Origin of the sequence: Streptomyces sp. NPDC048650 (assembly GCF_043199095.1) — a bacterium.
GTDB lineage: Bacteria > Actinomycetota > Actinomycetes > Streptomycetales > Streptomycetaceae > Streptomyces.
The window spans coordinates 133548-155952 of sequence record NZ_JBICVM010000007.1 but is presented as its reverse complement, the minus strand read 5'-3'; the positions used below and the strand labels follow the sequence as shown (position 1 = coordinate 155952).

The 22405-nt window shown below is 71.6% G+C and carries 24 protein-coding genes and 4 tRNA genes; 6 read left to right on the top strand and 22 right to left on the bottom strand.

Going from position 1 to position 22405, the window contains the following annotated elements; genetic code table 11:
• Positions 1 to 8: 8 nt before the first annotated feature.
• Together secE and ACGFML_RS21215 are read right to left on the bottom strand one after the other, a co-directional pair.
• Positions 9 to 305, bottom strand: coding sequence for a preprotein translocase subunit SecE (gene secE, locus ACGFML_RS21220; RefSeq protein ID WP_393545850.1), 297 nt, complete (start codon positions 303 to 305; stop codon positions 9 to 11).
• 108 nt (positions 306 to 413) lie between these two features.
• Positions 414 to 486 (bottom strand) — tRNA-Trp (locus ACGFML_RS21215).
• 183 nt (positions 487 to 669) lie between these two features.
• Here ACGFML_RS21215 and ACGFML_RS21210 point away from each other — a divergent pair.
• Both ACGFML_RS21210 and ACGFML_RS21205 read left to right on the top strand, forming a co-directional pair.
• Positions 670 to 1905: a pyridoxal phosphate-dependent aminotransferase gene (locus ACGFML_RS21210; protein WP_393545848.1), complete on the top strand. Its 1236-nt coding sequence runs from the start codon at positions 670 to 672 to the stop codon at positions 1903 to 1905.
• Between the two features lie 158 nt (positions 1906 to 2063).
• On the top strand, positions 2064 to 3104 hold the full coding sequence (locus ACGFML_RS21205) for an adenosine deaminase (protein ID WP_393545846.1): 1041 nt from the start codon (positions 2064 to 2066) through the stop codon (positions 3102 to 3104).
• Positions 3105 to 3145: 41 nt separating this feature from the next.
• Here ACGFML_RS21205 and ACGFML_RS21200 read toward each other — a convergent pair whose 3' ends face one another.
• The 6 genes from ACGFML_RS21200 to ACGFML_RS21175 all read right to left on the bottom strand — a co-directional run bounded on the left by ACGFML_RS21200 (position 3146) and on the right by ACGFML_RS21175 (position 5686).
• Positions 3146 to 4201 carry a UDP-N-acetylmuramate dehydrogenase gene (locus tag ACGFML_RS21200; protein WP_393545844.1) on the bottom strand — a complete coding sequence of 352 codons (1056 nt, stop codon included), beginning with the start codon at positions 4199 to 4201 and terminating at the stop codon, positions 3146 to 3148.
• A 63-nt stretch (positions 4202 to 4264) separates the two neighbouring features.
• Positions 4265 to 4699: a MaoC family dehydratase gene (locus ACGFML_RS21195; RefSeq protein ID WP_393545842.1), complete on the bottom strand. Its 435-nt coding sequence runs from the start codon at positions 4697 to 4699 to the stop codon at positions 4265 to 4267.
• A 1-nt stretch (position 4700) separates the two neighbouring features.
• Positions 4701 to 5153 carry a MaoC family dehydratase N-terminal domain-containing protein gene (locus ACGFML_RS21190; RefSeq protein WP_393545840.1) on the bottom strand — a complete coding sequence of 151 codons (453 nt, stop codon included), beginning with the start codon at positions 5151 to 5153 and terminating at the stop codon, positions 4701 to 4703.
• A gap of 88 nt (positions 5154 to 5241) precedes the next feature.
• Positions 5242 to 5406 carry a 50S ribosomal protein L33 gene (gene rpmG / locus ACGFML_RS21185; RefSeq protein ID WP_006604855.1) on the bottom strand — a complete coding sequence of 55 codons (165 nt, stop codon included), beginning with the start codon at positions 5404 to 5406 and terminating at the stop codon, positions 5242 to 5244.
• A gap of 88 nt (positions 5407 to 5494) precedes the next feature.
• Positions 5495 to 5567, bottom strand: a tRNA-Met gene (locus tag ACGFML_RS21180).
• A 46-nt stretch (positions 5568 to 5613) separates the two neighbouring features.
• A tRNA-Thr gene (locus ACGFML_RS21175) sits at positions 5614 to 5686 on the bottom strand.
• Between the two features lie 182 nt (positions 5687 to 5868).
• Here ACGFML_RS21175 and ACGFML_RS21170 point away from each other — a divergent pair.
• Together ACGFML_RS21170 and ACGFML_RS21165 are read left to right on the top strand one after the other, a co-directional pair.
• Positions 5869 to 7140, top strand: coding sequence for an amidohydrolase family protein (locus ACGFML_RS21170; protein WP_393545838.1), 1272 nt, complete (start codon positions 5869 to 5871; stop codon positions 7138 to 7140).
• Between the two features lie 63 nt (positions 7141 to 7203).
• The gene (locus ACGFML_RS21165; protein ID WP_393545836.1) at positions 7204 to 7866 is read left to right on the top strand and encodes an SDR family oxidoreductase; all 663 of its coding nucleotides are present in this window, start codon (positions 7204 to 7206) and stop codon (positions 7864 to 7866) included.
• 552 nt (positions 7867 to 8418) lie between these two features.
• Here the strand turns inward: ACGFML_RS21165 and ACGFML_RS21160 are convergent.
• Both ACGFML_RS21160 and ACGFML_RS21155 read right to left on the bottom strand, forming a co-directional pair.
• The gene (locus ACGFML_RS21160) at positions 8419 to 8676 is read right to left on the bottom strand and encodes a chitin binding peritrophin-A domain-containing protein (RefSeq protein ID WP_393545834.1); all 258 of its coding nucleotides are present in this window, start codon (positions 8674 to 8676) and stop codon (positions 8419 to 8421) included.
• A gap of 345 nt (positions 8677 to 9021) precedes the next feature.
• Positions 9022 to 9103: transfer RNA gene (locus tag ACGFML_RS21155), tRNA-Tyr, on the bottom strand.
• 191 nt (positions 9104 to 9294) lie between these two features.
• Between ACGFML_RS21155 and ACGFML_RS21150 the strand changes: the two genes are divergently transcribed.
• On the top strand, positions 9295 to 9783 hold the full coding sequence (locus ACGFML_RS21150; protein WP_393545832.1) for a YajQ family cyclic di-GMP-binding protein: 489 nt from the start codon (positions 9295 to 9297) through the stop codon (positions 9781 to 9783).
• 122 nt (positions 9784 to 9905) lie between these two features.
• Positions 9906 to 10619, top strand: a complete 714-nt coding sequence (locus ACGFML_RS21145; protein ID WP_393545830.1) for an antibiotic biosynthesis monooxygenase — start codon at positions 9906 to 9908, stop codon at positions 10617 to 10619.
• Positions 10620 to 10634: 15 nt separating this feature from the next.
• On the opposite strand, the gene ACGFML_RS21140 is transcribed toward ACGFML_RS21145, so the two are convergent.
• From ACGFML_RS21140 to ACGFML_RS21085, 12 genes are all read right to left on the bottom strand, one after another.
• Positions 10635 to 11027, bottom strand: coding sequence for a YccF domain-containing protein (locus ACGFML_RS21140; protein WP_393545828.1), 393 nt, complete (start codon positions 11025 to 11027; stop codon positions 10635 to 10637).
• A gap of 98 nt (positions 11028 to 11125) precedes the next feature.
• The gene (htpX, locus tag ACGFML_RS21135; RefSeq protein ID WP_393545826.1) at positions 11126 to 11989 is read right to left on the bottom strand and encodes a zinc metalloprotease HtpX; all 864 of its coding nucleotides are present in this window, start codon (positions 11987 to 11989) and stop codon (positions 11126 to 11128) included.
• Between the two features lie 214 nt (positions 11990 to 12203).
• Entirely contained in the window at positions 12204 to 13736 is a 1533-nt protein-coding gene (locus tag ACGFML_RS21130; RefSeq protein WP_393545824.1) for an NADH-quinone oxidoreductase subunit N, read from the bottom strand.
• Positions 13736 to 15343 carry a NuoM family protein gene (locus ACGFML_RS21125; protein WP_393546392.1) on the bottom strand — a complete coding sequence of 536 codons (1608 nt, stop codon included), beginning with the start codon at positions 15341 to 15343 and terminating at the stop codon, positions 13736 to 13738. The genes ACGFML_RS21130 and ACGFML_RS21125 overlap by 1 nt, the downstream gene beginning before the upstream one ends.
• A gap of 17 nt (positions 15344 to 15360) precedes the next feature.
• Entirely contained in the window at positions 15361 to 17358 is a 1998-nt protein-coding gene (locus tag ACGFML_RS21120; RefSeq protein WP_393545822.1) for an NADH-quinone oxidoreductase subunit L, read from the bottom strand.
• A complete protein-coding gene (gene nuoK, locus ACGFML_RS21115) occupies positions 17355 to 17723 on the bottom strand; it encodes an NADH-quinone oxidoreductase subunit NuoK (protein ID WP_393545820.1) in 369 nt (122 codons plus the stop codon). Before nuoK ends, ACGFML_RS21120 begins: the two co-directional genes overlap by 4 nt.
• Entirely contained in the window at positions 17723 to 18373 is a 651-nt protein-coding gene (locus ACGFML_RS21110; RefSeq protein ID WP_393545818.1) for an NADH-quinone oxidoreductase subunit J, read from the bottom strand. Before ACGFML_RS21110 ends, nuoK begins: the two co-directional genes overlap by 1 nt.
• A complete protein-coding gene (locus ACGFML_RS21105; RefSeq protein WP_393545816.1) occupies positions 18370 to 18960 on the bottom strand; it encodes a NuoI/complex I 23 kDa subunit family protein in 591 nt (196 codons plus the stop codon). The genes ACGFML_RS21110 and ACGFML_RS21105 overlap by 4 nt, the downstream gene beginning before the upstream one ends.
• Positions 18961 to 19926 carry an NADH-quinone oxidoreductase subunit H gene (locus ACGFML_RS21100; protein WP_393545814.1) on the bottom strand — a complete coding sequence of 322 codons (966 nt, stop codon included), beginning with the start codon at positions 19924 to 19926 and terminating at the stop codon, positions 18961 to 18963.
• On the bottom strand, positions 19923 to 21215 hold the full coding sequence (locus ACGFML_RS21095; RefSeq protein ID WP_393545812.1) for an NADH-quinone oxidoreductase subunit C: 1293 nt from the start codon (positions 21213 to 21215) through the stop codon (positions 19923 to 19925). Before ACGFML_RS21095 ends, ACGFML_RS21100 begins: the two co-directional genes overlap by 4 nt.
• The gene (locus ACGFML_RS21090) at positions 21212 to 21853 is read right to left on the bottom strand and encodes an NADH-quinone oxidoreductase subunit B (RefSeq protein WP_393545810.1); all 642 of its coding nucleotides are present in this window, start codon (positions 21851 to 21853) and stop codon (positions 21212 to 21214) included. The genes ACGFML_RS21095 and ACGFML_RS21090 overlap by 4 nt, the downstream gene beginning before the upstream one ends.
• Positions 21844 to 22245, bottom strand: a complete 402-nt coding sequence (locus ACGFML_RS21085) for an NADH-quinone oxidoreductase subunit A (protein ID WP_393545808.1) — start codon at positions 22243 to 22245, stop codon at positions 21844 to 21846. The genes ACGFML_RS21090 and ACGFML_RS21085 overlap by 10 nt, the downstream gene beginning before the upstream one ends.
• Positions 22246 to 22405: the final 160 nt, after the last annotated feature.

Sequence of the window (22405 nt, the reverse complement as noted above, 5' to 3'; positions counted from 1 at the left end):
CCGCGGGATCAGCCGAAGACGTACCCGACGACTTTGTTGATTCCCAAGTCAATCACGGTTACGAGACCAATGATGATGACCACGAAGACGATCACCACACTGGTGTACGTGGACAGCTGGCTGCGCGAAGGCCACACGACCTTGCGGAGCTCCGCCACGACCTGGCGGTAGAAGAGCGCGAGACGCGCGAAAGGCCCCTTCTTGCCGCGCTTGCCACCACGACGGGGCTTCTTCTGGGATTCCGCGGTCTCGTCCTCGGAACGACCGCGCTCAGGCATGTCGATGGAGCCCAGGGCGTCCGTCACTCGTCCTCACCTGAATCCGGGTCGTGGCCGTGCCGCGCCCGGTTGAGCCGCACGGCGGTGCATTTCATACGTACGCGTGCACGCACTCTTGGTGAGAAGTGCGTGTAGCAGGGCCGGAGGGACTTGAACCCCCAACCGCTGGTTTTGGAGACCAGTGCTCTACCAATTGAGCTACGACCCTTTGTGGTTTTCCCAACCTACCGCATACGACCGACTGCACTATGTGCGTGGGTCGCGGCGACCCGTTGAGAGCCAACGGTCAGCGAGTGTACGTGCTTCGGGGCCGGTCGTCGAACAGGGACCTCTCGGGTGGTGCCCGCAAACCCGTGTGCCGGGCTCCTCGGCGGTCTGGGACGATGCCTTCATGAGCGCTGCCACTCCTTCGACATCGTCCCCCACCGAGCGCCGGGTCTCCGCCCGCATCGGTGCGATCTCCGAGTCCGCCACCCTCGCCGTCGACGCCAAGGCCAAGGCCCTCAAGGCCGCCGGGCGCCCGGTGATCGGCTTCGGCGCCGGTGAGCCCGACTTCCCCACGCCCGACTACATCGTCGAGGCGGCCGTCGAGGCTTGCCGCAACCCGAAGTTCCACCGCTACACGCCGGCCGGCGGGCTGCCCGAGCTCAAGTCCGCGATCGTCGAGAAGACCCGCCGCGACTCGGGCTACGAGATCGAGGCGGCCAACGTCCTGGTCACCAACGGCGGCAAGCAGGCCATCTACGAGGCGTTCGCCGCCATCGTCGACCCGGGTGACGAGGTCATCGTCCCGGCGCCCTACTGGACGACCTACCCCGAATCGATCCAGCTCGCGGGCGGCCTGCCGGTCCCCGTGGTCGCGGACGAGACGACCGGCTACCGCGTGACCGTGGAGCAGCTGGAGGCCGCCCGTACGGAGAACACCAAGGTCCTGGTCTTCGTCTCGCCGTCGAACCCGACCGGCGCGGTCTACACCCGCGAGCAGGTCGAGGCCGTCGGCCGCTGGGCCGCCGAGCACGGCCTGTGGGTCCTGACCGACGAGATCTACGAGCACCTGGTCTACGGCGACGCGGAGTTCTCCTCGCTGCCGGTGGTCGTACCCGAGCTGCGCGACAAGTGCATCGTCGTCAACGGTGTGGCCAAGACATACGCGATGACCGGCTGGCGGGTGGGCTGGGCGATCGGCCCCAAGGACGTCATCAAGGCCGCCGCGAACCTTCAGTCGCACGCCACCTCCAACGTCTCCAACGTCGCCCAGGCAGCGGCGATCGCGGCGGTCACCGGTGACCTGGCGGCCGTCGAGGAGATGAAGGTGGCCTTCGACCGGCGCCGCCGCAAGATCGTGCAGATGCTCAACGAGATCGACGGTGTGCTCTGCCCCGAGCCGGAGGGCGCGTTCTACGCCTACCCGTCGGTGAAGGACCTCCTGGGCAAGGAGATCCGCGGCAAGCGCCCGCAGACCAGCGTCGAGCTGGCCGAGCTGATCCTGGAGCAGGCCGAGGTCGCGGTCGTCCCGGGCGAGGCCTTCGGCACCCCCGGCTACCTGCGTCTTTCGTACGCGCTGGGCGACGAGGACCTGGTCGAGGGCGTGTCCCGGGTGCAGAAGCTGCTCGCCGAGGCGAAGTGAGCCCGCGCACCCAGCGGCAACGGTAGGTGCCCCGGCTGCGGGAGGCGGAACACGTTCCGCCTCCCGCAGCCGTTTTTTCGTACGCACCGGCTTTCGGCAGACCCTCCGTTCGGGGCGGGGCCTACCGGCGTGGCGTCCGGATACGGCAAGATCTGCGGATGGAGAGCGTTCGTGATCTGCGTCAATTGCCGAAGGCCCACCTTCACCTGCACTTCACCGGTTCGATGCGGGCCACGACCCTGCTGGAGCTCGCCGACAAATACGGCGTCCATCTGCCGGAGGCGCTCCGGAGCGGCGAGCCGCCCCGGCTGCGCGCCACGGACGAGCGCGGCTGGTTCCGCTTCCAGCGGCTGTACGACATCGCCCGGTCGTGTCTGCGCTCCCCGGAGGACATCCAGCGGCTGGTGCGGGAGGCCGCCGAGGAGGACGTCCGGGACGGCTCGGGGTGGCTGGAGATCCAGGTCGACCCGACGTCGTACGCGCCTCGGCTGGGCGGACTGATCCCGGCGCTGGAGGTCATCCTGGACGCGGTGCGGCGCGCCTCAGCCGACACCGGCCTGGGCATCCGCGTCCTGGTGGCGGCGAACCGTATGAAGCACCCCCTGGACGCCCGTACGCTGGCCCGGCTCGCGGTGCGCTACGCCGATCAGGGCGTCGTCGGCTTCGGACTGTCCAACGACGAACGCCGCGGTTTCGCCCGGGACTTCGACCGGGCCTTCGCCATCGCCCGGGAGGGCGGCCTGCTGGCGGCGCCGCACGGGGGCGAGCTCTCGGGGCCGGCGAGCGTGCGCGACTGCCTGGACGATCTGCACGCCGGCCGGGTCGGGCACGGCGTACGGGCGGCGGAGGACCCCGTGCTGCTGCGGCGGCTGGCCGAGCGCGGCGTGACCTGCGAGGTGTGCCCGGCGTCCAACGTGGCGCTGGGCGTGTACGAGAAGCCCGAGGACGTTCCGCTGCGGGCGCTCTTCGCCGCGGGGGTGCCGATGGCGCTGGGCGCGGACGACCCGCTGCTGTTCGGCGCGCGGTTGGCCGCCCAGTACGAGATCGCGCGCACCGCGCACGGCTTCACGGACGCCGAACTGGCGGAGCTGGCCCGTCAGTCGGTCCGCGGCTCGCAGGCTCCGCAGGAGGAGCGGCAGCGACTGCTGACGGGCATCGACGCCTGGTTGGCGGGCCAGCGGGCGGACGGACGCCCCTAGGGGGTGTCCGCCCGGACCGGGCGGGACTGTGCGGACATCTCCTAGAGGCTGACGCCGACGGTGACCGGTTCGTTGACGAGGGTGACGCCGAAGGCCGCCCGCACGCCGTCCCGGACCTCGCGGGCCAGCGCCAGGAGGTCCTCGGTGGTGGCCGCGCCGCGGTTGGTGAGGGCGAGGGTGTGCTTGGTGGAGATACGGGCCGGGCCGTCGCCGTATCCCTTGGTGAAGCCGGCCCGGTCGATGAGCCAGGCGGCGGAGGTCTTCACCAGGCCGTCGCCGGCCCGGAAGGCGGGCGGGGCGACATCGGGGCCGAGGCGGTCGCGGACGCGCTCCAGGAAGGCGGCGTGCTCGGCCTCGGTGAGGATCGGGTTGGTGAAGAAGGAGCCGGCCGACCAGGTGTCGTGGTCCTCGGTGTCCAGCACCATGCCCTTGCCCGCGCGCAGCGCCAGCACGGTCTCCCGGGCGGCGGCGGCCGGGACCCGGTCGCCGGCCTCGACGCCGAGGACGCGGGCCGTCTCCGGGTACTTCAGGGGCGCGGAGAGGCCACCGGCGTCCTCCAGCGCGAACCGCACCCGTAGGACCACGAAGCGGTCGGGGTGCTGCTTGAAGCGGCTGTGGCGGTAGGAGAAGCCGCACTCGTCGTTCGGGAGGGTGACGGTCTCGCCGGTCCGGCGGTCGTAGGCGACGACCTCGGTGATGGTGGTGGAGACCTCCTGGCCGTACGCCCCGACGTTCTGGATCGGGGTGGCGCCCGCCGAGCCGGGGATGCCGGCCAGGCACTCGATGCCGGCCAGCCCCGCCTCGACCGTGCGGGCGACCGCGTCGGACCAGTTCTCGCCGGCGGCCAGCTCCAGCGCCGTGCCGTCCAGCGCGAAGCCGCCGGTGGCGATGCGCAGGGCCGTGCCGTCGAAGCCCTTGTCGCCGATGACGAGGTTGCTGCCGCCACCGATGATCAGCAGCGGGGTGCCGGCGTCGTCGGCGGCGCGGACGGCCGCGATCACCTCGTCGTCGGTGGTGGCCGTCACGAGGCGGGCCGCCGGTCCGCCGAGGCGGAAGGTGGTCAGCGGGGCGAGGGGGGCGTCATGGAGTTCCTGCACGCGCCCAAGGGTACGGGGGCGGGCCGGAAATCCCGGCCCGCCCCCGTACGTGATCGTTGCCGCTCAGGCCAGGCGGATCACGGCGCGGGACATGCCCAGCACCTTCTTGCCGGCGCTCGTCGCGGTGAGGTCGACGCGCACCGTGCGGGCGTCGTCGTCCAGCTTGGCGGCCACCTTGGCGCTGACCTCTATCAGTGCGCCGGTGTCGTCGTTGGGGACGATGACGGGCTTGGTGAAGCGCACGCCGTACTCAGCGACCGCGCCCGGGTCGCCGGCCCAGTCGGTGACCACCCGGATCGCCTCGGCCATGGTGAACATGCCGTGTGCGATGACGTCCGGCAGTCCGACCTCCTTGGCGAACTTCTCGTTCCAGTGGATCGGGTTGAAGTCGCCGGAGGCACCCGCGTACCGCACGAGTGTGGCGCGGCTCACAGGAAAGGACCGGGCCGGGAGTTCCGTGCCGACCTCGACCTCGTCGTAGGAAATCTTGGCGGTCATGTCAGGCCTCCTGCGCGGCGCGGGCCACCAGCTTGGTGAAAGCGGTCACCACATGTTCGCCCGCGTCGTCGTGCACCTCGCCGCGGATGTCGATGATGTCGTTGCCCGCCATGGTCTTGATGGCCTCGATGGTCGAGGTGACGGACAGTCGGTCACCGCTGCGCACCGGCCGGGTGTAGGCGAACTTCTGGTCGCCGTGCACCACGCGGCTGTAGTCCAGACCGAGTTGCGGGTCCTCGACGACCTGCCCCGCCGCCTTGAACGTGATGGCGAACACAAACGTCGGCGGCGCGATCACATCGAGGTGTCCGAGCGCCTTGGCGGCTTCGGTGTCCACGTATGCGGGATTGGTGTCACCGATCGCCTCGGCGAATTCTCGGATCTTTTCCCGGCCGACCTCGTACGGGTCGGTGGGCGGGTATGTGCGTCCGACGAAAGACGGATCGAGCGCCATGGGCTCGCAACCTCCCAGTACTGATGCGGTGATGAACGCCGTGAGGCCGCCCCCACGAATGGGGGCGGCCTCACGGTTGAGCCTGGAGTTATCGCGTCTCGCGGTGCGCGGTGTGCGAGTTGCAACGGGGGCAGTGCTTCTTCATCTCAAGACGGTCCGGGTCATTACGCCGGTTCTTCTTGGTGATGTAGTTCCGCTCCTTGCACTCCACGCAGGCCAGCGTGATCTTCGGGCGGACGTCTGTGGCAGCCACGTGAGTGCTCCTTGACGGACGGATGAACGGATGAACGCATAAAAGAGTAGCCGATCGGAGGACCGACCCCACAATCGGCTACTGTCAGTAGCGGTGACCGGACTTGAACCGGTGACACAGCGATTATGAGCCGCTTGCTCTACCGACTGAGCTACACCGCTGCGATGCGAGGGACACCCACCCGAAGGCGGGTATCTCACACATCAGAGCCCCAATACGGAATCGAACCGTAGACCTTCTCCTTACCATGGAGACGCTCTGCCGACTGAGCTATTGGGGCGAGCGATGAAGACATTACACGGCCCGCAGCCAAAGGTGAAATCCGTAACCGGGCCCCGCACCAACCGTCCCCCGCACCACACCGGTACGACTATTTCGCGCCTGCGCGACGCTCTCCCGGCGGCCCCCTACGCTCGGATCACCGCTGCGTGATCTTGCACGCCCGTGCCTTCGAGGAGCGCGATGTCCGACAGCAGTTCACCGCAGCAGCCTCAGCCGGGGAAGCGGAGAAAGCCGAGCGACGGCCGGTCCTCCGAGCCGGACAACGGCGCGCTGGTCCTGTGCGGCGCTCGGCTGGCCGACGGCCGGACGGTGGACGTGCGGCTCGGCGGCGGACGCATCGAGGCCGTGGGGACGGCCGGCAGTCTCGCCCCGCAGGGCTCCCGCGTGGACCTCGCGGGGTATCTGCTGCTCCCGGCCCCCGCCGAACCGCACGCGCACTGCGACACCGCACTGACCGCGGACGGCGACGGCCCCGCCTCCGACTCCCCCGAGGACGTCCAACGGCGCACGACGGAGGCCGCGCTGCTGCAGCTCGGGCACGGCGCCACCGCGTCCCGCAGCCATGTCCGGATCGGCGATGTGCAGGGCCTGCGCTCGCTTCAGGCGGTGCTGCAGGCCCGCCGGTCGCTGCGCGGGCTGGCGGACCTGGCGGCGGTCGCGGTGCCGCGCGTGCTGACCGGGGTGGCCGGCGCGGACGGGCTGGCGATGCTGCGGGACGCCGTCAAGATGGGCGCCTCGGTCATCGGGGGCTGCCCGGACCTCGACCCCGATCCGGCCGGCTACGTCGAGACGGTCCTGGACGTGGCGGGCGAGCACGGCTGCCCGGTCGATCTGCACACGGACGGTGACGATCCCGCGCGGCTGTCCCGCTTCGCGGCGATGGCCGGCGGGCTGCGGCCCGGCGTCGCCCTCGGGCCGTGCGCCGGGATGGCCCGGATGCCGCGCAGCGTGGCGGCCCGGGTCGCCGAACAGCTCGCCGCCGCCGATGTGGCCGTCGTCTGCCTGCCGCAGGGTGACTGCACCGGCCTGGAACGCCATGGCTCGCGGGTGGCCCGGCCGGCCCCCGTACGGCTGCTGCGCGCCGCCGGGGTGCGGGTCGCGGCGGGCAGTGGGGCGCTGCGGGACGTGGCGAATCCGGTGGGGCGCGGCGACCCTCTGGAGGCCGCGTATCTGCTGGCGTCCCTCGGGGAGGCCACCCCGGAGGCGGCGTACGAGACGGTGAGCGCGTCCGCGCGGGCGACACTGGGCCTGCCGGAGGTGCGGGTCGAGGCGGGCTTCCCCGCGGAACTGCTGGCCGTACGGGGTGAGCGGATCGCCGGGGTGCTCTCGCTCGCGTACAGCCGGGTCGTGGTGCACCGGGGCCGGGTGGTCGCCCGTACCAGCGCGGTGCGCGAGTACTGCGACTCGGCGGTGGAGGTGGCGCTGGAGCTGCCGCGGCAGTCCCAGCGCTGAAGCACTCAGGTGCCGTCGCGGGTCCCGCCGTGTGCCGGAGGACATCGGCGTACGGTCGGGATCATGCGCATTGTCATCGCAGGTGGACATGGTCAGATCGCGCTACGGCTGGAGCGGTTGCTCGCCGGGCGCGGGGACGAGGTCGCGGGGATCATCCGCCGGCCGGAGCAGGCCGGCGACGTGTTGGCCGCAGGGGCCGAACCGGTGGTCTGCGACCTGGAGTCGGCGTCGGTGGAGGACGTCGTCCGGCACATGGAGGGGGCCGACGCGGCGGTCTTCGCGGCGGGCGCGGGGCCGGGCAGCGGCGTGGCGCGCAAGGAGACCGTGGACCACGGCGCCTTGGTGCTCTTCGCGGACGCGGCCGAGGCGTCGGGCGTGCGGCGGTTCCTCGTCGTCTCCTCGATGGGCGCGGACCGTGAGCCGCCGGAGGGCACGGACCCGGTCTTCGCGGCGTATCTGCGGGCCAAGGGCGCCGCGGACGAGGACGTACGGTCCCGCGCCGGCCTCGACTGGACGATCCTGCGGCCGGGCCGGCTGACGAACGACCCCGGTACGGGCCTGGCGACACTGGCCGACGCGACCGGCCGCGCCGACGTGCCCCGCGACGACGTGGCGGCCGTCCTGGCGGAACTGCTCCTCGAACCGGCCACCTCCGGACGGACGTTGGAACTGATCTCGGGCGACGTCCCGGTGGCGGATGCGGTGCGCAACGTGGCGGCGCACTGAGGGCGGGAGGGAGCGTCGGGGCTCCGGCGCGCTGCGGGCACCCCGGAGCGCACCGGGGGGCGTCGCAGGGCGCCCGCCTCCGGGGCCTTCCCTGCCCTCCCGGCCTTCCCGGCCCTCGCGGTCTCCGCAGCCGTGACGGCCGTCGCGGCTTTCCGCAGAGGCGGAGCGCACGACCGGCTGCGGGGCCGTCGGCGCCGGTGAGCGGCCCGTGGAGGGGGCCCGGGCCGGCCCTTGGCCCCGGGCCACTCCCCCTCCCGGAGCGGGCCCGTACGCCCTGTGGCGGCCCCGCGGGCGCCGGTCGTGGGCCGGGCGCCGTCGGACGCACTGTCCGGCAGCCCGCGGCGCGGTTCGGTGGGCTCGCGCGGCAACGAAAACGGCTCCCGATCCGCTGCACGCGGGTCGGGAGCCGTTCACTTCCTGTGGCGGCGCCGGGATTCGAACCCGGGAAGGCGACGCCGGCAGATTTGCAGACCCTCCAGCGAGGGGCACCTGAGCTGGGCTTTCCCCCCGTCGGCTGTTCCCGTGCCGCACAGGGCCCCACAAGGACGCTGTTCAGCCCCGGTGAGGAGGGACGGCGGGGCTGGGCCAGTCGCAGACCTGCTCGGGGTAGTTGAATTCCAGGCCCTCCGGACACGGCATCACGTAGGGGACACCGTTCGAGCACTGGATGAACTTGTCGGCGTGACCCGGGTAGGGCATGAGCTTGTCGGTGGAACACCGGGCACGTGGCGATGCGTCGTCCGCCAGGGCACCGGCTGCCGGGACGAAGGCCAGCAGGAGCGTCAGGGCGGCGGTGGTGGTCTTCTGCATGATCCGGTCAACGACCACCGCACCGGCGAGTCACCTTGAGTGGGCCGCTGCCCACCTCCCACACCGTCGCGCCCTCTGCTCTTGACTGCCGCCGGCTGCGCTGTGCCGCGAGTCCCACAACAGGCGCGGCCTGAAGCATCGTTGCGGAAGGCGGTCTGCGTGGTCCCGATCCCGCCCGACCCCTGTCCCCACGTCTGCCCCACACCCTGGTCAGCACCCTGGTCAGCACGCGAAACAGGGTGAGCCGGACGGGGATACACCGCCTACAGCGGGATCTCCGGGACCGGAAACGAAAAAGAGGCCCGTGACCAGCATCTACGCTGGTCACGGACCTCTTCACACCTGTGGCGGCGCCAGGATTCGAACCTGGGAAGGCGAAGCCGGCAGATTTACAGTCTGCTCCCTTTGGCCGCTCGGGCACACCGCCAGGGTTTGCTGCCGGGAGATCCGCTGTAGTGCGGTGCTCTGTGGCAACGACGTAAACCATACCCGATGGCTGGGGGTGGTCCGCCACTCGATTCCACAGCGCTGGATCTTGGCCGGGTGGCTAGGCTTGGCGGGCGGTCCGGGGACGGTCCGTGACCCCTGACACATCTACGTACGAGGAGCCAACTCAACATGGCCGACTCCAGTTTCGACATCGTCTCGAAGGTCGAGCGGCAGGAGGTCGACAACGCCCTCAACCAGGCCGCCAAGGAGATCTCGCAGCGCTACGACTTCAAGGGCGTGGGCGCTTCGATCGAGTGGTCGGGCGAGAAGATCGAGATGCGGGCCAACGCCGAGGAGCGCGTGAAGGCCGTACTCGACATCTTCCAGTCCAAGCTGGTCAAGCGCGGGATCTCGCTGAAGGCGCTGGACGCCGGCGAGCCGCAGGCCTCGGGCAAGGAGCACAAGATCTCCGCCTCGATCGAGGAGGGGATCTCTCAGGACAACGCCAAGAAGGTCGCCAAGATCATCCGCGATGAGGGCCCGAAGGGCGTCAAGGCGCAGGTGCAGGGCGATGAACTGCGGGTCAGCTCGAAGAGCCGGGACGACCTGCAGACGGTGCAGCAGCTGCTGAAGGGGAAGGACCTGGACTTCGCCATTCAGTTCGTGAACTACCGGTAGGAATCCGGCTTTCGGGTGTCCATGGATGGGGCGGCGCGTTTCGGCGTGCCGCCCCACCGGTGTTCCCGGGGCCGGCGGGCGGACCTTGACCTCGATCCTGGTCGAGGTTGCACGGTGGGCCCATGACCACTCAGCGCAGCGCACCGCAGGCGTTTCTGACCGACACCTTTCCGGAGATCCGGCGCCCGGACGCCGGCGCCGTACTGATCAGCGAGTGGGACGCGGGCAGCCCCGAGGGCCGGCGGGCCGTCGTGGAGGGCGTGGCCGGCGCCTGGGCCCGGACCCCGCTGCCGGCGGGCCTTCTCTCCCGGGTGCTGTTCACCGGGACGGACGGCAGCAGCGTCCTCAACTACGCGCAGTGGACGAGCGACGCGGCACACCGGGAGTTCGTACGGACCGAGGGCACCGGGCTGCGGGAGCGGATCGCGGCCGTCCTGGAGGGGGGCGGGGGTGTCGGCAACCCCGGGCCCGGCCGCTTCCGGCTGTACCGCAGCCTGCTGCCCGAGGGGGTGCCGGGGACGCCGGGCTGCGTCGTACGGGTCGCCTTCGGGACGTCGGGGCACGAGGCGGCCCGGCGGCTCGTCGACGGCCTGATGGACATGTTCGACGGCCGCCAGGGCGGCGAGGGCGCTTTCGGCTCGCACTTCCACCTCAGCGCGGACGGGCACCGGGTCGTCAACTACAGCGAGTGGACGGATGCCGCTGCCCACCAGCGCCAGATCGACGCCAACCTGCGGAACGACGGGCCCGTGATGGGCTTCATCGCGGGTCTGGAGGGCGTGGAGCCGCTGGGGTTCAAGCGGTTCGTGGAGCCTCGGGGGCTCGTCCGGGTGTGAGGGCCGGCGGGCCGGTCAGCGGGCGGTGAAGAGCTCGTCGGTGGGGACGATCTCGCGGCCCAGGGGGAGCAGCGAGATCGGGATCATCTTGAAGTTGGCGATGCCCAGCGGGATCCCGATGATCGTCACGCACTGGGCGATGCCGGTGACGATGTGGCCCAGGGCCAGCCACCAGCCGGCGAAGACGATCCAGATGACGTTGGCGAGGGCCGAGCCGGCGCCGGCGTCGTGGCGTTCGACGGTGGTGCGGCCGAAGGGCCACAGGGCGTAGCCCGCGATGCGGAAGGAGGCGATGCCGAACGGGATCGTGATGATCAGGATGCAGCAGACGATGCCCGCGATGACATAGCCGATGGCCAGCCAGAATCCACTCAGGACGAGCCAGATGACGTTGAGGATGAGCTTCATGATCGGCAGCCTTCCACGGCACGCGACGTGCGCTTGAGAATGTGTCTGCCCTGTTGGACGCACGGAACGTGCCGGAACGTTGCGAGTATCGGCACCCGTCAGGGCCGGTGTCCTGCCATCTCTTCCAGTCGGGTGATGCGTTCGCGCATCGGGGGGTGGGTGGAGAAGAGCTTGGAGAGGCCCTCGCCCGCCCGGAACGGGTTGGCGATCATCATGTGACTGGCGGTCTCGATCCGCGGCTCGGGCGGGAGCGGCAGCTGCTGCGTGCCCGCTTCCAGCTTACGCAGGGCGGAGGCGAGGGCCAGCGGGTCGCCGGTGAGCTGGGCGCCGGAGGCGTCCGCCTGGTACTCACGGGAGCGGCTGACGGCGAGCTGGATCAGCGAGGCCGCGACCGGGCCGAGGATCATGACCAGCAGCATGCCCAGGAGGCCGGGGCCCTCGTCGTCGTCGCTTCTGCCTATCGGGATCAGCCAGGCGAAGTTGACGAGGAACATCACGACCGAGGCGAGCGCGCCCGCGACGGACGAGATGAGGATGTCGCGGTTGTAGACATGGCTGAGTTCGTGGCCGATGACGCCGCGCAGTTCGCGCTCGTCGAGGAGCTGGAGGATGCCGTCGGTGCAGCAGACGGCGGCGTTGCGCGGATTTCGGCCGGTGGCGAAGGCGTTGGGTGCCTGGGTCGGGGAGAGATACAGGCGCGGCATGGGCCGGCGGGCCGCCGTGGACAGCTCACGGACCATGCGGTAGAGCTGCGGGGCCTCGAATTCGCTGACCGGGCGGGCGCGCATGGCCTTGAGGGCGAGCTTGTCGCTGTTCCAGTACGCGTAGGCGTTGGTGCCCAGCGCGATGAGCACGGCGATGACCAGGCCCGTACGGCCGAACAGGCTGCCGATGACGATGATGAGTGCGGACAGTCCCCCGAGGAGTACGGCGGTCCTGAGCCCGTTGTGCCGGCGGTGCACGGTACGCCCTCCAAGCGGTGCGGCAGGGGAACCCTGTGCTGCGTTTCTCCACTCTCCAGTGGACCCTTACTCACTGGTCAACGCGAGATGAGGAGGGCTGGTTCCCCGGTGCGCGCGGAGGCGCCGGGCGGTGGACCGGACAGCGCCCGGAGGGGGCGGCGGCCATACGGGTGGCATGGGGCCGTCCAGGGCCCCCGACCCGCTCCCCGTCCGGCTACAGGAGCGTCCCGGAGGCGAAGCGCAGGACGAGCTGCGGGGCGCCGGAGAGGGCGATGCCCAGGGCCGTGGCGAGGGTGATGGCGGTGGTGAGGGCGGCCGGGACCTTGGCGCGGGGCGCGGCCCGGTCCGCGGCGCCGGTGCCGTCGGTGGCCTCGGCGCCCCGGAAGAGGACCGCGGTCCACTGGAGGTAGTAGTAGAGCGCGATCACGACGTTGACGGCCATGACGACGGCGAGCCAGGCCAGGCCCGCGTCGACGGCCGCCGAGAACACCGTCACCTTGGCGAAGAGGCCGATGATGCCCGGCGGCAGGCCCGCGAGGCAGAGCAGGAAGAAGCCGAGGGCGAGCGCCGCCAGAGGCCGCCGGGCGTACAGGCCGCGGTAGTCGGTGATGCGGTTGGCGGGGTGCGTGCGTGCCACCAGGGCGGCGATGGCGAAGGCGCCGAGGTTCACCGCGCCGTACATCAGGGCGTAGGCGACGGTGGAGCCGATGGCGTGCGCCGGGTCGTCGGCGTAGCCGGCCGCCGCGATGGGGACCAGGAGGTAGCCGGCCTGGCCGACCGACGACCACGCGAGCAGGCGTACGGCGCTGTGCGCACGGCGCGGGTCCTGGCGGAGGGCGGCGACATTGCCCACGGTCATGGTGAGCGCGGCCAGGACGGCCAGCGCCGGTCCCCAGACGTTCGCGTACGAGGGGAAGCCCTGGACCGTGACGAGGATCAGGCCGGAGAAGCCGACGGCCTTGCCGATCACGGAGAGGTACGCGGCGATGGGCAGCGGGGCGCCGACGTAGGTGTCGGGCACCCAGAAGTGGAACGGTGCGGCCGCGGTCTTGAAGGCGAAGCCGACGAGGGTGAGTGCGGCACCGGCGGTGGCGAGGGTCGCCAGCCGGGGGTCGGGCAGGTCGGTGAGGGCGTGCGCCACCCGGGACAGGTGCAGGCTGCCGGTGGCGGCGTACAGGAAGCTCACACCGAGCAGCATGACGGCGGTGGCGGCCACCGAGGACAGGAAGAACTTGAGCGCCGCCTCGGAGGAGAGCCGGTCGCCGCGCCGCAGGCCCACGAGGGCGAAGGCGGGCAGCGAGGCGACTTCGAGGGCGATGACGAGGGTGGCGAGGTCCCTGGAGGCGGGCAGCAGGGCGGCGCCGGCGGCCGAGGAGAGCAGCAGGAACCAGTACTCGCCGGCGGGCAGGTCGTGGTCCTTGATGGTGTCGATGGACAGCAGGGCGGTCAGCAGCGCCCCGGCCAGCACCAGGAACTGGACGACGAGGGCGAACGGGTCGGCCACGTAGCTGCACACCGCGGGGTGGCCGGTGAGGCAGAAGGTGCTGCGGTCGCCGTTCACCAGCGGCAGCAGCGAGAGCGCGGCCAGGGCGAGGCCGGCGGTCGCCACCCAGCCGAGCAGCGGCTTCCTGGCGGCGGGCAGGAAGAGGTCGGCGACGACCACCACCAGGGCGACGGCCGCGGCGATGGTCGGCGGCGCGATGGCGAGCCAGTCGACGGACTGGACCAGAGAGGTGACCGGGCTCATCACTTACCGCCTCCGAGGAGCTGCTGGACGGCCGGGTTCGTGAGGCCGAGGAGAGCCGCGGGCCACAGTCCGGCGAGGACGGTGAGGACGGCGAGGGGGGTCCAGGCCGCGTATTCGTGCCGCGCGACGTCGGGGACGACGAGCTCCGGGGCGGGCTCCGCCGCCGGTGCGGACGAGCCGACTCCCACGGGGGCCGGCTCGGACACGACGGTGCCGCCCATGCAGACACGGCGGACGACGAGCAGCAGATAGGCGGCGGTCAGCAGGGTGCCGAGGCCGGCCAGGACCATGAACGTCAGAAAGGCGGGGCGGCTGAGGCCGGCGGCGGGCCGGAAGGCGCCGAACATCGCGAGCATCTCGCCCCAGAAACCGGCCAGTCCCGGGATGCCCAGGGAGGCGACGGCGGCGAACGCGAGCAGTCCGCCGAAGCGCGGGGCCCTGCCGTACAGGGCGGCGCCGGTGCTGCCCGCGAGGGTGTCGAGGTCGGTGCTGCCGTAGCGGTCCTTGAGGGCGCCGACCAGGAAGAACAGCAGGCCGGTGATCAGGCCGTGGGCGATGTTGGCGAAGAGCGCGCCGTTGACGCCGGTGGGGGTCATGCTGGCGATGCCGAGCAGGACGAAGCCCATGTGGCCGACGGAGCTGTAGGCGATCAGGCGCTTGAGGTCGCCCTTGGCGCCCTTGCGGACCAGGGCCAGGCAGGCGAGGGAGCCGTAGATGATGCCGACGGCGGCGAACGCGGCGAGGTAGGGCGCGAAGGTGTGCATGCCCTCGGGCGCGATCGGCAGCGCGATGCGGACGAACCCGTACGTGCCCATCTTCAGCAACACACCGGCCAACAGCACGGAGCCGACGGTGGGGGCGGCGGTGTGCGCGTCCGGAAGCCAGCTGTGCAGCGGCCACATGGGGGCCTTGACGGCCAGTCCGATGCCGACGGCGAGTACCGCGAGCAGCTGAACCGTGTGGCTGAGCTGGGCTTTCGGGCCGTTGTCAGTGGCCAGTGCCACCATGTCGAACGTGCCGGACTTCACGCCGATGAGGAGGAGGCCGAGCAGCATCACGACCGAGCCGAGCAGCGTGTAGAGGATGAACTTCCAGGCCGCCGCCTGCTTCCCCGCCCCGCCCCAGCGGGCGATGAGGAAGTACATCGGGATGAGGACCGTCTCGAAGGCGAGGAAGAACAGCACCAGGTCGAGGACGGCGAAGCTGGCGAGGGTGCCGGCCTCCAGCATGAGCAGCAGGGCCACAAACGCCTTGGGGGACGGGCCCGTCGGCATCTTGAAGTAGCTGTAGAGCGCGCAGAGGAAGGTCAGCAGCGCGGTCAGGACGACCAGGGGGAGCGAGATGCCGTCGACGCCGAGGTGGACACGGATGTCCAGCGCCGGGATCCAGCTGATGTCGGTGGTGGCCTGCATACGGGCCGGATGGCCGTGGTCGAAGCCGGCGGCCAGGGCGACGGCGGCGGCGAGCACGACACCGGTGACGGTCACGCCGTGCCGCAGGACGGCCTGGTCCGGGCTCTTGCCCCGCAGCCCGGGCGGGGCCGGGAGCAGGGCGGCGAGCGCGCCCAGGAGGGGGAGGACGACGACGCCCGCGAGGAGGGTCTGCATGGCGGTGTGATTCACGGTCAGGCTCCCGTGCCCGTAGCGACGAGGACGGCGGCGACGGCCAGGACGAGCGAGCCCGCCAGCAGGGCGCCGAGGTAGGTCTGCACATTGCCGGTCTGGGCGCGGCGGACGGCGGCGCCCAGCCAGCGGGGTGCGGTGCCCGCGCCGCGCACATAGGTGTCGACGACCTCGCGGTCGAGGAAGCGGACGAGCGTGGCGGCGGCGCGCACGGGCCGCACGAACAGCGCTGAGTAGACGGCGTCGAGATGGAAGCCGACGGCGGCGTGGCGGTGGAGCGGGCCGAGGAGGAGGCGGCCGGGGTCGGCCGGGTCCGGGGCGCCGGCGACGTCGCCGTAGACCGGGGCGTGGCTCTCGATGGCCAGCTCCTCGGCGAGGCCGGGGGCGGCGTCCGGGGCCACCGCGACCGCGCCGATGGGCGTGCGGGCGGCGACGGCGCTGGTGTGGCGCCAGGCCGCGTAGGTGACCAGGACGCCGACGAGGGCGACGCCGGTGCCCAGGACCGAGGTGGTCAGGGTGGGGGCCAGCGAGCGTCCGTCGAACCAGTCGGGCAGGTAGGGGCCCGTGAGACCGAGCGCGACGGTGGGGACGAACAGCACCCACAGCATGGCGTTCATGACGACGGGCTGACGGCCGTGGTCCGGGACCTCGGTGCCCTTGCCCTTGAAGGCGAGGAGCCACAGGCGGGTGGCGTAGCCCGCGGTGAGGAGGGCGGTGAGCAGGCCGGAGATCAGTACGGTCCAGCCGACCGCGCCGGGAATGCCGTGCGCGTCGCCGCCGGCCGCGTGTTCGGCGGCACCGAGGACGGCCTCCTTGGAGAAGAAGCCGGCGAACGGCGGGATCGCGGCGAGCGCGAGCAGCGCCACGGTCACCGTCCAGTAGGCGTCCGGGATGCGCCGGGACAGGCCGGTCATCCGGGACATGGCGGCCAGCGAGTTCGTCCCGGCGGCGTGGATGATCACGCCCGCGCCGAGGAAGAGCAGCGCCTTGAAGGCACCGTGCGTCAGGAGGTGGAAGACGGCGGCACCGCGGTCGCCGACGGCCAGTGCCCCGAGCATGTAGCCGAGCTGGCCCACCGTCGAATAGGCCAGGACGCGCTTGATGTCGTCCTGGGCGAGGGCGGCCAGGCCGGAGCCGACCATGGTGATCGCGGCCATGGCGGCGAGCACGACCAGCGCCGCGGCGGAGGCGGCGAAGACGGGGAGGAGCCGGGCCACGACATAGACACCGGCCGCCACCATCGTCGCGGCGTGGATCAGCGCCGAGACGGGCGTCGGGCCGGCCATCGCGTCCGGGAGCCAGGTGTGCAGCGGGAACTGCGCTGACTTGCCCGCGACGCCGCCCAGCAGCAGCAGCGCGATCAGCGTCGGGTGGTCCAGACCACCGCTGGCGACGTGCCCCAGGATGCCGGTGATCCGGAACGTCCCGGTGTCGGCCGCCAGCGCGAAGATGCCGAAGAGGAAGGGCACATCGCCGAGCTTGGTGACGAGAAAAGCCTTGAGGGACGCGGCGCGGGCGGCCTCGGTCTCCCAGTAGTGGCCGACGAGGAAGTACGAGCAGATGCCCATCACTTCCCAGCCGACCAGCAGCACCATCAGGTCGCCGGTGTAGACGACGAGCAGCATCGCGGAGGTGAAGAGCGAGACCAGCGCGGCGTAGGAGGGATAGCGCGGGTCGTCGCGCAGATAGCCGGTGGAGTAGATCTGCACACAGGTCGCCACGACACCGACCAGGACCGCGATCAGCGCGGCGAAGCCGTCGATGTGCAGGGCCAGGTCGATGGGGACGGAGCCGGTCGGGGTGAGCTCGGTGGCGACGTCGGTGGCCGGGCCGCCGCCCTGCTGGACGGCGACGGAGATCGCGAGCGCTGCCGCGGCGAGCGTCGGCAGCACGGCCAGCGGCCGTACGAAACCGGGCGTGCGCCGCCCCAGGAGGAGGCCGGCGACGGCTCCGAGGAAGGGCAGGAGAGGGACGAGGACGGCGGTGGTGGTGAGCGTCACGCGGTGGCCTCCGCCTTGGTGTCCGACTGCGGCTGCGCGTCGCGGTCCGCATCGTCGGGCCGCTCCGCGAGGTCACGGAGCCGGTCGATGTCGGCGGTGCCGCGGTTGCGGTGGACGAGCAGCACGATCGCCAGGCCGATGCCGATCTCGGCGGCGGCGACGGCGATGGTGAAAAGGGTCAGCGCCTGGCCGGCGTGCAGCGTGTCGCGCAGCCAGACGTCGAAGGCGACGAGGTTGAGGTTGACGGCGTTGAGCATCAGCTCGACGGACATCAGCACCAGGATCGCGTTGCGGCGCGCGAGCACGCCGTACAGACCGGTGCAGAAGAGAAGGACGGCGAGGACGGCCGGATAGGCGAGATGCATCAGCGCTGGTCCTCTCGCGGAGCGGGCGCGGCGGACTCGGCTCGCAGGGCGGATTCGGCGTGCGGGGCGGTGCCGGCGCGCAGGGCGGTGCCGCCCCCGTCGGCCGCCTCTCCGGTCCGCCGGGACAGCACGATCGCGCCGACGAGCGCGGCGAGGAGCAGCACGGACAGCGCTTCGAAGGGCAGCACCCAGTACTGGAAGAGAGTGCGTCCGGAGGTCTCGGTGGAGCCCTGCACGGCGCCGTCGAGGTTGATCCAGGTGGCCCGGAAGGCGTCCACGACGACCCAGACCAGCGCACCGGCGGCGGCGACGGCCACCACGAGTGCGGCCCAGCGGTTGCCCGAATCGGCGTCCGGGGAGCGGCCGATGGGCGCCTTCGTCAGCATCAGCCCGAAGAGCAGGAGGACGACGACCGAACCGACGTAGATCAGCACCTGTACCCAGGCGATGAACTCGGCGGTCAGGAGGAGGTACTCGACGGCGATCCCGCCGAGGGCGACCACCAGCCACAGGGCGGCGTGCACCAGTTGCCTGGTGGTGACCGTGACGAAGGCCGCGCCGAGGGTCACGATGCCGACCAGGAGGAAGGCGATCTCGACACCACTGGGCGAGAGGAAGCCGTGGCCGGCGGCGGTGGCGGCGAGCGTCACGTCCCCTCCTCCTTGGTGTCCGGGGCCTCTTCCCGGGCTTCGGCTGCGGCTGCGGCTTCGGCCGCCTGCTGGGCGGCGAGCTTGTCCGCGGCCTTGCGGGCGGCGACGAGTTCCTTGGGGTCCTCGGCCGCCGGGTCGAGCGCCGGGGGCTCGGGCACCGTCCACATCCACTCGCGCAACTTGTCACGCTCGTGGGTCAGTTCGCGGATGTCCGTCTCGGCGTACTCGAATTCCGGCGACCAGAACAGCGCGTCGAACGGGCAGACCTCGATGCAGATGCCGCAGTACATGCACAGCGCGAAGTCGATCGCGAAGCGGTCCAGCACATTGCGGCTGCGCTCGCGGCCTCCGGGGGCGGCGGGCGGCACCGTCTCCTTGTGGGAGTCGATGTAGATGCACCAGTCGGGGCACTCGCGGGCGCACAGCATGCAGACCGTGCAGTTCTCCTCGAACAGCCCGATGACGCCGCGGCTACGGGGCGGCAGGTCGGGCTGGACGTCCGGGTACTGCGCGGTGACCGAACGCTTCATCATCGTGCGAAGGGTGACGGCCAGGCCCTTGGCGAGGCCGCTGCCGGGGATACCCATTTAGGAGATCACCACCTTGATGACGCCGGTGAGGGCGATCTGGGCGAGGGCGAGCGGGATCAGGACCGTCCAGGCGAGCTTCTGCAGCTGGTCCTCGCGCAGGCGCGGGTAGGTGACGCGCAGCCAGATGACGCCGAAGGCGAGGATCGCGGTCTTCAGCAGCGTCCACAGCCAGCCCAGGCCGTCGAGGCCGAACGGGCCGTGCCAGCCGCCGAGGAAGAGGACGGAGGTGAGCGCGCAGAGGACGACGATGCCCGCGTACTCGGCCAGGAGGAAGAGCGCGAAGCGCAGGCCCGTGTACTCGGTGTACGCGCCGAAGATGATCTCCGAGTCGGCGACCGGCATGTCGAACGGCGGACGCTGGAGCTCGGCGAGTCCGGCGGTGAAGAACACGACTCCGCCCACGATCTGCCACGGCACCCACCACCAGTGGAAGGCGTCCAGGATGCCCGGCAGGGAGAGCGTGCCGGCCGCCATCGCGACCGACGCGGCGGCGAGCAGCATCGGCAGCTCGTACGCCAGCAGCTGGGCGGCCGTCCGCAGACCGCCGAGCAGCGAGAACTTGTTGGCCGACGCCCAGCCCGCCATCAGCGAGCCGAGCACGCCGACGCCCATGACGGCGAGCACGAAGAAGATGCCCGCGTCGAGGGCCTGGCCCACGGCGTTGTGCGGGCCGACCGGGACGGCGACCAGGACCAGGAGGTACGGGAGCAGGGCGACGGCCGGCGCAAGCTGGAAGATCCGCCGGTCGGCTCCCGCCGGGACGATGTCCTCCTTCTGCGCGAACTTGACGCCGTCCGCGACCAGCTGGGCCCAGCCGTGGAAACCACCCGCGTACATGGGCCCGAGGCGGCCCTGCATATGGGCCATGACCTTGTGCTCGGTCTGGCCGACGACCAGCGGGAGGACCAGGAAGACGGCGAAGACGGCGATGAGGCGCAGGGCGATGGCGAGGGTGTCGCTCATGGGGTTTCGCCTCCTGCCGGGTCGTCGGGAACATCCTTCTGCGGCTGCGGATCCTGCTGCGGCTGCGGCTCGGCGGCGGGTTTCGGCGCCGGCCCGTCCTCCGCCCCGGGCTCCGGCTCCGGCTCCGCTTCGGCCGTCGACCGCGGCTCGGACCGCTTCTCCGACTCGGATTTCTTCTCCGGGCCGGACTGCTGTGCCTGCTCGGGTCCGCTCGACGGCTCGGACGCCCTCTCCGAGCCCTCGAAGGCCGGGCGGGCGTGGTGCCAGGGGGCGTCGGAGGCGGGCGGTGCCGCCTCCTCGGCCGGGCTCACCTCAGCGGGCTCCGCCGCCGGGGCCGCGGCAGCCGGGGCCTCCTGGGGCGTGGCCGCCTGCGCCGCCTGCCGGCTCGCCGATCCCGCGCTCGCCGAACGGGTGCGCCGCGCCGGGCGCTCGGGGCCCTCGGCGGCGGCCGGGGCCGCGGTGGCCTCCCCCGCGGCCTGCTGGCTCGCCGATCCGGCCTCGGCCGTACGGGTGCGCCGCGCCGGGCGTTCGCCCGCGGCCGCACCCGCCGCACCCGCCGCGCGCGCACCGCCCGCGGCGCGTGCGCCCCGCGCCGGCCGTGCGGGGGCGGGCGGCAGCTGGCCCTTGAGCGGGCCCCAGTCGTTCGGATCGGGGACGCCCGGCGGCAGCATCTGCCGCCGCTTGGGCCCGCCGTGCTCCGATTCGCCCGGCTCCTTCGCCCCCGGCCACGCCTTGGCGACCCGCGCCGCGAGCACGAAGTCCTTGCGCAGCGGATGGCCCTCGAAGCTGTCCGGCAGCAGCAGCGGGACGAGGTGCGGATGGCCGGTGAAGTCCACACCGAACATCTCGTGGGTCTCGCGCTCGTGCCACTCCGCGCCCGCGTACACGCCCACCGCGGTGGGCAGCGCGGCCGCATCGTGCGGCACGGTCGTACGGACGATCAGGCGGCGGACGGACCCGGGGTGCGCCACATCCGCGAGGTGCGCGCAGATCCGGAAGCCGGTGCCGGGTTCGTCGACGGCACTGAGCCAGTCGAAATAGGTGCAGCCGAGGTCGTCGCGGGCCGCCGTCAGACCGGCGATCCAGCCGTCGGCCGGGACGTCGACCGTGAGCAGGTCGTAGGCCTCGTCGGCCGTGGCGCCCGGGCCGAAGATCTCGCTCGCGGGCCGCGGCAGCCAGCCGACGACCGGCTCGGCCACCGGCTCGGCGGACTGCTCGGGCTCGGGCGGCCCCGGCCGGCCGGCCGACCCCTCGGGCCGCTCGGCCGACTGCTCCGGCTGCTCGCTCATCGGGGCTCCTCCCCCGCCGGCTTGGGTGCGGGCGGTGCCACCAGGCCGCTGCGCAGCGCGGCCGCCGAAGGCCGGCCGCCGCCCTGCTGGTAGCGCTCGCTCAGCGACTCGCGCGCGATCTTCTCCTGAAGCTTGAGGATGCCCTGCAGCAGCGCCTCGGGCCGCGGCGGACAGCCCGGTACGTACACATCCACCGGGATGATCTGGTCGACGCCCTTGGTGACGGAGTACGAATCCCAGTAGGGGCCGCCGCAGTTGGAGCAGGCGCCGAAGGAGATGACGTACTTCGGCTCGGGCATCTGCTCGTAGAGCCGCTTGACCGCGGGCGCCATCTTGTCGGTGACCGTGCCGGAGACGACCATCAGGTCGGCCTGGCGCGGGCCGGGCGCGAACGGGATCACGCCGAGCCGGATGAAGTCGTGCCGGGCCATGGACGCGGCGATGAACTCGATGGCACAGCACGCGAGGCCGAAGTTGAAGACCCACAGGCTGTAGCGGCGGCCCCAGTTGAGGACCACCTTCATCGGTTCGGGTGCGAGCCGGGCCAGCGTGCCCAGACGCCGGGGCTCGGGCAGGTACTCGGGGGCGGCGCCTTCGGAGGCGGCTGCCGTTCCGTTGGCGGCGGGGGTCACGTCCATTCCAGGACGCCCTTCTTCCATGCGTAGAGCAGGCCGACGGCGAGGAAGCCGAGGAAGATGAACATCTCCACCAGCGTCACGCCGCCGAAACCGGGGGCGGCGAAGATCGTCGCCCAGGGGAACAGGAAGATCGAGTCGACGGCGAAGACGACGTAGAGGAAGGCGTAGACGTAGTAGCGGACCTGGGTGTGCGCCCAGCCCTCGCCCACCGGGTCCACGCCGCATTCATACGTCAGCAGCTTCTCGGGCGTCGGCACCACAGGCCGCAGCAATCGCCCGGCTCCGAAGGCCACGGCCACGAAGAGCACGCCGATCACGGCGATGAGCCCTACGACCGAGTAGCCCTGGAAGTAGTCCGTGGCGATGGTGGTGCGTACGGTCGCGTCCGGCACGTCCGCCCCTCGCTCCCTACTGCGCTTGTTCAACGACTTCGACGATCTGTACGGACCGGAGTCTAGGCCCTGCCCCGGCCGCGCCCCGCAGCCGCATCGTCGCGGACGGTGGGCTTGTCCCCACTTCGCCCTACCTGGGCGGCCGGCAGCGTGGACGGCC